The organism is Corallococcus sicarius, from assembly GCF_003611735.1.
Classification (GTDB): domain Bacteria; phylum Myxococcota; class Myxococcia; order Myxococcales; family Myxococcaceae; genus Corallococcus; species Corallococcus sicarius.
Map to the genome: position 1 here is coordinate 1 of NZ_RAWG01000295.1, position 12226 is coordinate 12226.

Annotated in this window: 13 protein-coding genes; 4 read left to right on the plus strand and 9 right to left on the minus strand. The window is 70.4% G+C overall.

What is annotated here, in order from left to right; genetic code table 11:
- From D7X12_RS32590 to ccmA, 9 genes are all read right to left on the minus strand, one after another.
- A partial coding sequence (locus D7X12_RS32590) for a cytochrome c-type biogenesis protein (protein WP_147443865.1) occupies positions 1-482 on the minus strand: 482 nt, incomplete at its 3' end.
- A gap of 128 nt (positions 483-610) precedes the next feature.
- Positions 611-1837, minus strand: coding sequence for a zinc ribbon domain-containing protein (locus tag D7X12_RS32595; RefSeq protein ID WP_244224923.1), 1227 nt, complete (start codon positions 1835-1837; stop codon positions 611-613).
- A 110-nt stretch (positions 1838-1947) separates the two neighbouring features.
- On the minus strand, positions 1948-2508 hold the full coding sequence (locus D7X12_RS32600; protein ID WP_120629131.1) for a TlpA family protein disulfide reductase: 561 nt from the start codon (positions 2506-2508) through the stop codon (positions 1948-1950).
- Positions 2505-4529, minus strand: coding sequence for a heme lyase CcmF/NrfE family subunit (locus D7X12_RS32605; RefSeq protein WP_120629142.1), 2025 nt, complete (start codon positions 4527-4529; stop codon positions 2505-2507). Before D7X12_RS32605 ends, D7X12_RS32600 begins: the two co-directional genes overlap by 4 nt.
- Positions 4526-5020, minus strand: a complete 495-nt coding sequence (locus D7X12_RS32610; protein ID WP_120629132.1) for a cytochrome c maturation protein CcmE — start codon at positions 5018-5020, stop codon at positions 4526-4528. The genes D7X12_RS32605 and D7X12_RS32610 overlap by 4 nt, the downstream gene beginning before the upstream one ends.
- A gap of 5 nt (positions 5021-5025) precedes the next feature.
- Positions 5026-5223: a hypothetical protein gene (locus D7X12_RS32615; protein ID WP_120629133.1), complete on the minus strand. Its 198-nt coding sequence runs from the start codon at positions 5221-5223 to the stop codon at positions 5026-5028.
- Between the two features lie 3 nt (positions 5224-5226).
- A complete protein-coding gene (gene ccsA / locus D7X12_RS32620) occupies positions 5227-5940 on the minus strand; it encodes a cytochrome c biogenesis protein CcsA (RefSeq protein WP_120629134.1) in 714 nt (237 codons plus the stop codon).
- A gap of 3 nt (positions 5941-5943) precedes the next feature.
- A complete protein-coding gene (locus D7X12_RS32625) occupies positions 5944-6639 on the minus strand; it encodes a heme exporter protein CcmB (protein ID WP_120629135.1) in 696 nt (231 codons plus the stop codon).
- Positions 6636-7307 (minus strand): heme ABC exporter ATP-binding protein CcmA, encoded by a 672-nt coding sequence (ccmA, locus tag D7X12_RS32630; RefSeq protein WP_120629136.1) that lies wholly within the window; start codon positions 7305-7307, stop codon positions 6636-6638. Before ccmA ends, D7X12_RS32625 begins: the two co-directional genes overlap by 4 nt.
- A gap of 410 nt (positions 7308-7717) precedes the next feature.
- Between ccmA and exoL the strand changes: the two genes are divergently transcribed.
- The 4 genes from exoL (at position 7718) to D7X12_RS32650 (ending at position 12214) form a co-directional block, all read left to right on the plus strand.
- The gene (exoL, locus tag D7X12_RS32635) at positions 7718-8968 is read left to right on the plus strand and encodes a spore coat polysaccharide deacetylase ExoL (protein ID WP_341868253.1); all 1251 of its coding nucleotides are present in this window, start codon (positions 7718-7720) and stop codon (positions 8966-8968) included.
- Positions 8965-10485 (plus strand): oligosaccharide flippase family protein, encoded by a 1521-nt coding sequence (locus D7X12_RS32640; protein ID WP_120629138.1) that lies wholly within the window; start codon positions 8965-8967, stop codon positions 10483-10485. The genes exoL and D7X12_RS32640 overlap by 4 nt, the downstream gene beginning before the upstream one ends.
- A gap of 101 nt (positions 10486-10586) precedes the next feature.
- A complete protein-coding gene (locus D7X12_RS32645) occupies positions 10587-11117 on the plus strand; it encodes a serine O-acetyltransferase (RefSeq protein ID WP_120629139.1) in 531 nt (176 codons plus the stop codon).
- A 35-nt stretch (positions 11118-11152) separates the two neighbouring features.
- A complete protein-coding gene (locus D7X12_RS32650) occupies positions 11153-12214 on the plus strand; it encodes a glycosyltransferase family 4 protein (protein ID WP_120629140.1) in 1062 nt (353 codons plus the stop codon).
- The last annotated feature ends 12 nt before the right edge of the window (positions 12215-12226 follow it).

Consider the following 12226-nt stretch of genomic DNA (forward strand, 5'->3'; position numbering starts at 1 on the left):
GCCTGGAGGTAGGGGTCGGCGTCGTCCGTCGACGGCACCGGGGGGGAAGAAGGGGAGGGGGCCGTCACGGTCTCGGCGACCGCGGCGCCCTCGGGGACCGGCTTCCGCTGCCGGACGATGACGAAGAGGCCACCCAGCACGAGCGCCACCGGGCCCAGCCACACGAACCAGTTGAAGCCCTCCGCGCGCGGCTCCAGCAACACCCACTCGCCGTAGCGCGCCACGAAGTAGTCAACGACCTGCTCGTCCGTCTTCCCGTCGGCGACCAGCTCGCGCACCTTGTCCAGCTGCGCGCGCGCCATGGACGACGGGCTGTCCGCCACGGAGAGCCCCTGGCACACCGCGCAGCGCAGCTTCTTCGCCAGCTGCTGCACCCGCGCCTCCCGGGCCGGCGCGAGCGGATCACTGGCGGCCTGCTGCGGCGCGTACTGCCCCGTGGCGAGGCTCAGGGCGAGGGTCAACGAGAGGAGAACGGCGGTCATCAGGGCTCCAGCGGGGGCCGTCCCTAACTACCGCCCCCTGACCGGTATTGCACAGCGAAACCTGGGACGCACGCCCGCCACCCAGGCCACCCTCCGCGCCCCACCGGAGTCACGAGGGCCATGGGGGCTCACCCCGTGTCGCGCTCGGTCTCCAGGTCCTGGTCCGGATCGTAGGGCGCGTCCTCCTCTGGCGGGTACCGCGAGCCGGGCTCGTCGCGGCCCAGGGCATGCCGCACCGCATAGAAGCCCACGGCGCCCAGGCCGAAGAGGAAGGCGAAGGGCCCCACGGCGAGGCGGACGCTGACGAGCGCCCAGAGGAGGCTCACGCTCACCGCACCCACCGGCACCCAGCGGGTGAAGGCCGGCCGCTCCGTCTCCGGGCGCAGCGCGGCCAGCACCAGCACGGCGAGCAGCGCCAGCTCCGGCAGCTCCGACACGGGCAGGTCCCAGCCGGAGCGCCGCACCACGCCGCCCGTCTGGTAGAGCGAGTCATCCGAGGGGCGGTTGCTGGGAATCACCCGCAGCTCCGGCGGCGCTCCGCGCACGCTCCCGGGCACCGGCGCGTTGTCCGGCACCGCGGACCCGTCCGCCATCATCACCCCCCAGGGGAGGAAGAGGGCGATGATGCAGGTGGCGACGCCCGCCAGCGCCAGCACCCGGGGAAAGCCGAGCAGCGATCGGACATCGAAGTGGCGCCCCACGCCATCCGGGCCCTCGATGACCTGCTTGTACTGATCCACGGCCACCAGCAGCGCGCCCGCCACCCACAGGATGAGCAGCAGGTTGAAGCCCAGGAGCCCCACCGCGAGGGCCAGCAGCAGCAGCGTGTACGCGGCGGGGACCTCCGGCCGCAGCAGCACCGCGGGCACGTGGTCCACCCACCCCGGCGCCTCACCGGCGCGCTTCAGCTCCCGCGCGACGAGCGCCACCCCGCCCACGAGCGTCAAGAGCGTGCCCAGCACGCCCACGTTGGGGAAGAAGGGGAGGATGGAGAGCGCCAGGCAGAACGTCACCACGCCCACGCCCAGCACGCTCTGGGAGTGGCCCGGCACGTCCTTCAGCCAGCGGGGCCCGGTGTACGAATCGTCCTCCTCCACCACCGGCGGAGGAGCCGTCTTGCCGGCGCGACCCGTGGTGACGCGGCCCGGAGGGGCACGGCCCTGGCGGGCCTCCTCCTCCTCGTCCATCAGCTCCGATGCGTAGGAGGGCTCCGTCATGGGCCGGGACGGGCGCGCGCTCCGGCCCCCCGCGCGAGGCGTGGCGCTGGCGGGCCTGGCCGGCATCTTCGCGCCGCACTGCTCGCAGTAACTCAGGCGGACGTCCGCCGCGCTCTCACCGCACTCGGGGCACTGCATGGACCTACCTCGCTCAGTGCAGGGGCCCGGGGGAGCCCCTGACTCGACGCCGACGGAAGGGATGTACTACGGATTCCCGGCCCCCCGCGAGACAGGCACCCGGACGGGCGCTAGTGCTGGCGGGCGGCTTCGGCGGTGGGCGCCGGGGCGGGCTGGGTCAGCTCACGCACGCGCAGCGCCAGCGTCTGCGGATCGATGGGCCCCACGTGCTTGCCGCGGATGATGCCCTCCGCGTCGATGAAGTACGTCTCCGGCACGCCGGCGACGCCGTAGTCCACCGCCATGCGCGAGCGCTCATCCATGAGCTGCGGGAAGCTGGCGCCCATGCGGCGCAGGAAGTCGCGCGCGTTCTCTTCCGTGTCCTCGAAGACGACGCCCATGAACACGGCCTGGGAGCCCATCTCGCGCGCGCCCCACTCGAGCACCGGGTGCTCGTACTTGCAGGGCCCGCACCACGACGCCCAGAAGTTGAGCACCATCGGGCGACCCTTGAGGTCCGCGAGCTTCACGTCCTCGCCGCCGTCCAGCGACTTGAGCACGAAGGGCGGCGCGGCCGTGCCCTTCAGCATGAAGGGCACCTCGTGCGGATTCCGCCCGAAGCCCTTGAAGAGGACGAACAGCAGCGCCGCTGCGACCGCGGCGAACACCAGGGGAAGCCGCCAGCGCTTCATGCCGCCCCCTGTTCCGCGTCACCGCCCGCGAGGGGAGGGGCCGCGCCGACGCTTGGCGCCTCCGCGCGCACCACCGCCGCCTTGCGCTGCGGCCAGACGGCGATGAGCGTGCCCAACAGCAGGATGGGCAGGCTGTACCAGATCCATCCTACCAGCGGGAACACCCAGACGTTGAAGCTCGCCGTGCCGGTGGACTCGCTGAAGGCCATCAGCGACACGTACAGGTCCTCCTTCGGCGACTCCCACACGGCGGGGGTGCCGACGGGGTCGGTGCTCCGCTCGTAGTAGTTCATCCGCGGGCGCAGCTCGAGCACCTTGCCGCCCGGCGACGTCGCCTCCAGGCGCGCGGCGACGAAGGTGCGGTGCGGCTCCTCGCCGCTCGACAGGCCCTGGTACTTGAGCTGGTAGCCGTCCAGCGTCAGCGTGGCGCCCTTCTTCAGCGTGCCGGACGTGTGCGTCACGTACGCGCTGGAGGCGGCGACGGACACGATGATCATCACGATGCCCAGGTGCACCACGTAGCCGCCGAAGCGGCGGCGCGCCTTGCCCGTCGCCGTGGCCAGCGCGGTGACGAAGCCCTCCTTGCGCTCCCTCATGCGCACGAGCACCGGCACCGCCAGCTCGCGCAGCGTGACGACGGTGACGAAGCCGGCGAGGCCGAAGGTCATGATCGGATACACGCCGCGAAGCCCGGCGAGCAGGCAGGCCGCGGTGACGAGCACGCCCACCGCCGCGGGCACCAGGAACTGCCGGCGCAGGGCCGCCTTGTCCGACGTGCCCCACGGCAGCACCGGGCCCACGCCCATGAGGAAGAGCACCGCGATGCCGCCCGGCACCGCCATCTTGTTGAAGTACGGCTCGCCCACGCTCACGCGCACGCCGCGCACCGCCTCGGAGACGAGCGGGTAGAGCGTGCCCAGGAGCACCGTGAAGGTGATGCCCACGAACACCAGGTTGTTCACCAGGATGCTCGCCTCGCGGGACACGAGCGACGTCAGGTTCCCCTCCGGCGCCAGCAGGTGGCCGCGCGTGGCCAGGAGGCCGATGCACACCACCAGCAGGACGCCGATGAAGACGAGGAACGTGGGCCCGATGTCCGACTGGGTGAACGAGTGCACCGAGTTGAAGATGCCGGAGCGGGTCATGAACGTGCCCAGGATGGTGAGCACGAAGCTCGCCAGCGCGAGGCTGAGCGTCCACAGCTTCAGCATCCGCTTGCGCTCCTGCACCATGGTGGAGTGCATGAACGCCGTCGCGGTGAGCCACGGCAGGAACGACGCGTTCTCCACCGGATCCCACGCCCAGTAGCCGCCCCAGCCCAGCACGGCGTACGCCCACCAGGAGCCCAGCACGATGCCCAGCGTGAGGAACATCCAGGCGATGAGCGTCCAGCGCCGCAGGGGCGCCATCCACGCTTCGCCAATCTCCCCGCGCAGCAGCCCCGCCACCGCGACGCCGAAGGGCACCGTCATGCCCACGTAGCCCAGGTAGAGCATGGGCGGGTGGATGATCATCAGGAAGTGGTTCTGCAGCAGCGGGTTGGGGCCAGGGCCGTCCGCCGGAACCGGCGACACCGCGCCCCAGGGGTTCGCGGGGCCCGCGATGAGGAAGGCGAAGAAGACGCCCACCGCCAGCATGGTGCCCAGCGCCAGCTGCATGTAACGCGCGTGCTCACGGCGGTGCACCCAGGCGAACGCCGCCACGTACACGCCCATGATGAGGCCCCAGAAGAGGATGGAGCCTTCGAGCGCGCTCCACAGCGACACGATGGTGTAGATGAGCGGCGTCGCGCGGCTGCCCACCTGGGCCACGTACTTCACGCTGAAGTCGTGGTTGATGAGCGCTTCCACCATCACCAGGTTGCTGCCAATCATGCACGCGGCGAAGCCCCACACCGCGCGCAGCACCCAGGGGTAGCTCGCGTCCGTGCGGCGCATGCCGCCCACCAGGCCGAGGATGGCGCCGAAGGCCGCGAAGGCCAGGCCCGCCAGCACCAGCCCGTAACCGAGGACTCCGTTCACGGCGCCCCCGGAGGCGTCGCGGCGGCCGTGGTGGCCCCTTCCGCCAGCGTCTCCTGCCACTGGCGCGGGGACTCGCCTTCCTTGGGCGCGCGGTACTCGTTGGAGTGGTTCACCATCAGGCGGTTGGAGGTGAAGACGCCGCCCTGGTCATAGGTGCCCTCCACCACGACGCCAATCTTCTCGCGGAACATCTGCGGAGGCGTCTCCAGCGAGCGCACGTGCACGCTCTTCGACTCCGGCTTCGCGTCGTCCGCGACGCGGAACTCCAGCGTGGTGTGTGCTTCGTTCCACTGGATGCTGCCCGGCTGGACCACGCCGCCCAGGCGGATGGTGGCCGAGTAGGCCTTGTCCCCGTTGGAGAGCAGCTCCGACGGGCTCCAGTAGTAGACGAGGTTGTCGCCGATGTTGCCGAAGGCCACGAAGGCGAGTCCGGCGCCGGCCACGAGCAGGGCTCCCAGCGCGACGAGGCGGTTGCGGTTGACGGGCGTCATGGGGCTCACTCCTTCGAATCGGACGCGGCGCGGGGGCGACGGGCCCAGAGGGAAACCGAGTAGAGCACGAAGGCCGCCACGGTGATGCCGTAGCAGGCGCCTACATAGCCCCAGCCGCCCACGAGGCGGCCACTGCCCACGGAGGAGGCCTGTGCCAGCACCATCAGCGAGGACACGGAAGTCAGCGAGGTCAGCGCGATCATGGGTCAGGCCACCTTCGAGGATTGGGCCGCGCGCAGCGCGGGATCGTCCGTGGGCAGCGCCTCCGGGAGGGCCACCTCCGCCCGCCGCTCGGCCAACGCGATGCGGTAGCGGTGCACGAGGAACAGCACCATCAGCGCCAGCATGCCGAAGGCCGCGACGCGCAGGGGCAGCACCATCTGCGGGTCCACCGTCTTGGGGCTGGACTGCGTCTGGTGGAGGCTGCGCCACCAGCGCACGGAGAACCACACGATGGGCAGGTTGATGGCCCCGATGATGGCCACCACCGCGCTCCACACCGCGCGCTTCTCCGGGTCCTCCACGAAGCGGCGCAGCACCAGGTAGCCGGTGTAGGCCACCAGCAGGATGGCCTCCGACGTCAGGCGCGGATCCCACGACCAGTACACGCCCCAGGTGGGACGGCCCCAGATGGCGCCGGTGATCATCCCCAGCGTGCCGAAGAGCAGGCCCACCTCCGCGGCCGACTCCGCCAGCGCGTCCGTCTTCCAGGACTGGCGCATGAGGTACGTCACCGCGGCCACGAAGTTGATGAACATGGCCAGCATGGCCATCCACTGGAGCGGCACGTGGACGTACATGATGCGCTGCACGTCGCCCATCTCGCGGTCCGGCGGCGCCCAGGCGAGCCCCAGCCACCAGCCCCAGCCCAAGAGGCCCAGCGTGAGCGCCGGCAGTCCCCACTTCACGAACTTGTCCATCCTTCAGTCCTCGATGACGCGCGGGAACAACACGAACCCCACGCCCCAGTAAATCAGGTTGAACCCGAGCAAAAGCCCCTGCCAGGAGCCTAGCTGCTGCATCGGGTCCCCCTGGAGCACGAGCGTGGTCCCCTTGGCAGCGGACAGGAGGGCCGGAATGACGAGCGGGAACAATAGCAGAGGCAGCAGCACATCCCGCGCCCGGGCATGGCTGGAGATGGCCGCATAGACGGTTCCCGGGGCGCTGAGCGCCAGGCTGCCCAGGACCAGGATGCTCGCCAGGTCACCGAACCCGGTGACGATGCGCACTCCGTACAGGGCCACCATCACCGGCACCAGCACCACGCCCAGCGCCAGGAGGAGCAGGGCATTGCCCAGCGCCTTGGACAGGAAGATGGCGCGCGCGTCCGCGGGGGCCAGGCGCACGCCGTCCAGGCAGGCGTTCTCCGTCTCCACGCGGAAGGACTCGCCCAGGGACAGCACGCTCGCGAAGAGGATGGCCAGCCACAGGTAGCCACCCGCGTTGCGCTCCAGCAGCTTGGTGTCCGGGCCCAGCGCGAAGGAGAACAGCAGCAGCGTCGCCATGGCGAAGAACACCAGCGCGTTGAGCCGCGCGCGGGTGCGCCATTCGATGAGCAGGTCCTTGCGGATGAGGACGAGGGTCGTCTTGAGAAGGCTTAAGGGGCGCGTCTTCCTCATGCCACCACCGCCCGGCCATCCTGCAGGTGCAGCCGCTCCTCGCACAGGGTGAGCCCCTGTTCGATGAGGTGCGTGGCCAGCACCACGGTGGTGCCGCCCGCCTTCAGCTCCGCGATGACGCCCTCCATGTCCTGGATGCCGGCGGGATCCAACTCCCCGAAGGGCTCGTCCAGGAGCGCCAGGGCGGGGGACTTCATCAGGAGCCGTGCGATGGCCAGGCGCTTGCGCATGCCCGCGCTGAAGCCGCGCACCGGGGTGTCCGTGCGGCGGCTGAGCCCCACGCGGTTGAGCAGCCCGTCCGTGACGTCTTCCGCCGCGTCCACGCCCAGCAGCCGCCCCAGCACCATCAGGTTCTGGTGCGCGGTGAGGTCCTCGTAGAGGAAGCTCGCGTGGGACAGCAGGGCCACGTCGCGGCGCACCGCCTCCCGGTCCGCGACAGCGTCCCGGCCCAGCACCTCCACCCGGCCCGCGGTGGGGCTGAGCGCGGTGGCGATGAGGCGCAGGAGCGTCGTCTTTCCTGATCCGTTGTGCCCGGTGAGCAGCAGCGAGCGGCCCGGGGGCAGCGCGTAGGTGAGCCGTGCCACCGCCCACCGGCGCCCATAGCGCTTGCTCACGTCATGAAGGGCGAGCGCGGGCGGGGGCGCGGAGCCTGGGTCGGGAGGAGGCATCGGCGGGGCGTTTCGTAGCCGGAAACCCCGTTGTTCACCAGTGAAACTCCCGGACCTGCCCGCGGGAGGAAGGGAAGTTTTTACGCCTGTCTCCTCCGCCTGCTTCTCCGGGAGGCTGAAAGGATTTCTCCATCGGTGGGCGGCCAACTGCCCTGGTGCACCCCGGTCGGAGCCCAGTAGGTGCCCTGGATCCCCTCCACACACATGGATTCAGTGGTTTTACGGCCATTTTCCCTGTCCTGACGTCCTGGCATCGCTCGTGCAGACACGGTGGCCGGGGCCTGTTCCGGCAGTGGGAGCAGGCGGGCGGCGGGATCCGCGAAGGAGGCGTGATGGCAGGCAAGGTGTTGCGGCGGGCGGCGAAGTCAGTGGCGGCGGGGATGCTTCACTACACGGGGGCGCGCAAGGTGATGGCGGCGTACCGCCGGTCGCAGTCCGGGGGACGGCGCATCCTCATCGTGAGCTACCACCGGGTGGTGAGCGACTTCACCGGGGAGCTGCAGCGCTCCATCCCTGGCCTGCTCATCTCCCAGGAGACGTTCCGCCGTCACCTGGAAGAGGCGCACGCGGCGGGCTTCGAGCTGGCGAGCCTGGGCGACGCGGTGGACGTGATGGAGGGGCGGCGCACGGCGAAGAAGGACCTCTTCGTGGTGACGTTCGACGACGGCTACCGGGACGTCTACCGGTACGCGTACCCGGTGCTCAAGCAGATGGGCGTGCCGGCCATCACCTACCTGCCCACGGCGTTCATCGACACCGACAAGCGCTTCAACCACGACCGGCTCTTCCACCTGCTGCGCAAGGTCCAGGACCGGCGCTTCCGCCCGGACTTCGACACGATGCCTGGCCCCTCCGTGCAGCTTCTGGGGCCCATCCTCTCCGGCCACAAGACGGTGTCCGCGGCGCTGGACGACTTCATCGGCGAGCACCCCACGCGGGTCCTCACCGGCATCATCGACGGGCTGGAGCAGCAGCTGGGCGGCGGGGAGGACCTCGTCCCCGAGCAGGGCGACGTGATGAGCTGGGACGAGGTGCGCACCATGGCGCGCGACGGCTTCGAGTTCGGCGCGCACACGCTGGGCCACACGGTGCTGACGCAGGAGCCCACGTCGGTGGTGGAGCATGAAATCGTGGAGTCCAAGCGCACCATCGAGCGCGAGGTCGGCGTCCAGGTGAAGGACTTCGCCTACTGCAACGGCTGGTACTCGGATGAGATCATCCAGATCCTGCGCGACAACGGCTTCCGCTCGGGCGTCACCACGGAGGACCTGCCCAACCGCGTGGGCGGCGACCCGTTCGCGCTCAAGCGCAAGGTGATGTGGGAGAACTTCAGCCTGGGCATGACGGGGGACTACTCGTCGGCGCTGACGGTGTGCCAGTTCGACGACTGCTTCGGCGTGCTGGGCATGAGCCACCCGGTGCTGGGACACCGGCAGCACGTGAAGGCGCAGGCGACGGACACGAACCAGGTGGTCATCGACGGCATTGTCGTCCCGCAGTCAACGCTGGCGAAGGTGACGCCGGTGGAGGTCGTGCAGGTGACAGAGCCCGGCTTCACGACGGACGCGCGGGTTGCCGCGGCGGTGGACAGCCCCCAGGTGGTGCTGGCGGCGGACGCGGCCCTGGTTCTGGAGGCGGCGCAGCCGGAGGAGCTCCAGTGAGCAGTGCATCACCCAAGCCGGCCGCGTCCCCGTCGTTCCTGGGGCGCGCCGGCCCGTTGGTCCTGGCCCGGCTCTTCACCGCCGGGCTGACGTTGTCCATTCCGCTCGTGCTCGCCCGGGTGCTGCACCTGGACGAGTACGGCACGTACTACCAGCTGTTCCTCATCGCCACGACGCTCTCCTACGTGCTGCCCTTCGGCGTGGTGCAGAGCCTCTACTACTTCCTGCCCCGCACGGAGGCGAAGCGGACCTACGTGGGCCACGCGCTGCTCTTCGTGACGGGCGCGGGGCTCGTGGCGGCGGCGCTGGTGTGGGCCTTCCTGGGCCACGTGGCGGCCTACTTCAACAACCCGGCGCTGATGGAGTACCGCGCGTCGCTCGCGCTCTACACGGCGTTCTTCCTGGGCAGCTACCCGCTCGAGACTTCCCTCACCAGCCAGGGGAAGACGAAGGCGTCCGCAGTGGTGTACCTGGTGTCCGACGCGGTGCGTGCCGGCGTGATGGTGCTGCCGCCGCTCTTGGGCTTCTCTCTGCACGGGATGATGATCGCGGTGGCCGCGTTCGCGGGGCTCCGCTACGCGGCGACGTGGCTGGTGTCGCTGCGCGGCGTCCAGGGGCCGCTGGTGGACCGGAAGCTTTTCCGCGAACAGCTGCTGTACTCGGCCCCGTTCGGTGCGGCGATGTGCCTGGCCATCCCCCAGCAGAACGCGCACCTGTACGCGGTGGCGGGCGTGGTGGCCCCCGCGATGTACGCGCTCTACCGGGTGGGTTGCTTCCAGCTGCCGGTGGTGGACCTGCTCTACACGCCCACCAGCGAGGTGCTGATGGTGCGCCTGGGCGAGCTGGAGCGGGAGGGCCGGCTGGAAGAGGGCGTGGACGCGTTCAAGGAGGCGGCTGGAAAGCTGGCGTACGTGTTCCTGCCCTTCGCGGCGTTCCTCTTCGCGGCGGCGCCGGAGTTCGTGGGGGCGATGTTCGGCCAGAAGTTCCTGCCCGCGGTCCCCATCTTCCGGGTGAGCGTGCTGGGCGTGGTGCTGTCCATCCTGCCCATGGATGGGACGCTGCGCGCCCGGGGGCTCACGCGCGCCATCTTCGCCTCGTACCTGGTGAAGGCGGTGGTGACGGTGCCGCTGCTCTGGGTCGGTGTGAAGTACTTCGGGATGATGGGCGGCATCGCTTCCTGGGCGCTGGCGGAGGTCGTGGGCAAGGGCATGCTGCTGGCCCGCGTGCCCGCGGCGCTGTCCACCCCGAAGCGGAAGCTGGGCCTCACGGACGTCATCCCGTGGCGGGAGCTGGGCCAGGCGACGCTGGCGGCGGTGGCGGCGGGCAGCAGCATCTTCCTGCTGCGCTCGGGCGTGCACGACGCGTGGATGGACCTGCCCGCGGGCTTCCTGTGGCGTGTGCTGCCCCTGGCGGTGGCGGGGCTGCTCTTCGTCGTGGGGTACGTGGTGGTGCTGTATGCGCAGGGCGTTCGTCCCTGGAGCGCGCTGCAGTCCCTGCGGCCCCGCCGGGCGGTGTGAACGGTGTCTGGAATCAGACGCGTGGGGAGGACTTCCCTCTCCACGCGTGGGTACTTAGTTTCCGCAGCACGAAGTACGGGCGAGGGCGAGGGAGAGGCGTGATGGGATTCGACGCGATGACGTTGTACCGGATGGCGCATGGGCTTCGGATGCGCGGTGTTCCGCTGCTGCCGGCCGTGCTGCGCAAGGCCATCTACTACCTGCACAGCTCCTACATCCCCGAGGACGCGGAGCTGGGCGAGGGGACGCAGCTGGGCTACGGCGGCATCGGCGTGGTCATCCACAAGGCGGCGAAGGTGGGCCGCCACGTCCTCATCTCCCAGCAGGTCACCATCGGTGGCCGCTCTGGCATTGAAGGCGCTCCGGTGATTGGCGACTACGTGCGCATTGGCGCCGGGGCCAAGGTGCTGGGCAACATCCACGTGGGCGACTTCGCGGTGATTGGCGCCAACGCGGTGGTGGTCAAGGACGTGCCCGCGGGCGCGGTGGTGGCGGGCGTGCCCGCGAAGGTGATCCGCCAGGATCCGGATCCGCTGACCACGTACCAGCGCGAAATGGGGCTGCTGCCCGCGCGCTCGGCACCGAAGCTCTCCCAGGTTCCCCGGCCCGTCTCGCAGGCCTCGGCCCGCTAGGCCGACTTCAGGACTCTGGACCAGGGAGCTTGCCCATGCGCGTGCTGCTCGTCGGAGACTACCCGCCGCCTTACGGGGGCGTGGCCATCCACGTCCGACAACTCCATCAATTTCTTCGCGGCCGTGGGGTCGAAACGAAGGTGCTCGATATCGGGAAGGGTGGCCGGCCGGCTCCGGACGTCCTCCCCGTGCAAGGCGCCGCTGCGTTCGGCCTGCGGCTCGCGGGATTCACCTCCGCGGGTTGGACCGTCCACCTGCACACCAGTGGCAACAACCCGAAGGCGTGGATGCTGGCGGCGCTGGTGGGCAGCATGCCCGGGCCCCGCTCGCCGCGCGTCATCACGCTGCACTCGGGCCTGATTCCAGACTACCTGGCGGCGTCCCAGGCCCGGCGGGTGTTCGCGCGCACGGCGCTCGCGGGCTATGCGCGCGTGGTCGCCGTGTCTCCGGCGGTGCGCGACGCGGTGATCGCGTGCGGCGTGCCGGCGCGGAAGGTCCTCATGCATCCGGCCTTCTGTGGGTCGCAGGTGCAGCCCGGTCCGGTGACGCCGGAGGTGGAGGCCGCGCGAGCGCGCCGGCAGCCGCTGCTGACGATGGCGCACCACCCGTCGCCCGTGTACGGGCGCAAGCAGATGTTCCGGGCGCTGAAGCTGATTGCCCAAGCGCATCCGCACGTGGGCCTGGCGCTGTTCGGCCCGGGCACGCGCTCCGAGGAGTTCGTCCGCGACGCCCGGGAGCTGGGGGTGGCAGGGCTCCTGGAGGACCTGGGCGAGCTGGAGCATGCGAAGGCGCTGGGGCTCTTGTCCCAGAGCGACGCCTTCATCCGGCCCACGACGCACGACGGGGACTCCATCTCCGTGCGCGAAGCGCTGGCGCTGGGGGTGCCCTGCGTGGCGAGCGACGTGTGCGCGCGCCCGGAGGGGACGCGGTTGTTCAAGGCCGGGGACGAGCAGTCGCTGGCGGCCGCGGTGAGCGAGGCGCTGAAGGCGGGCCCGGCGACGGTGAAGACCCCGGACGCGGGACCGATGTTGCTGGACGTGTACGCGGAGTTGATGCCGTCCGGCATGGCGGGTGCAGGAACGGTGAAGGCGGCGTGACGGGGTGGGTGG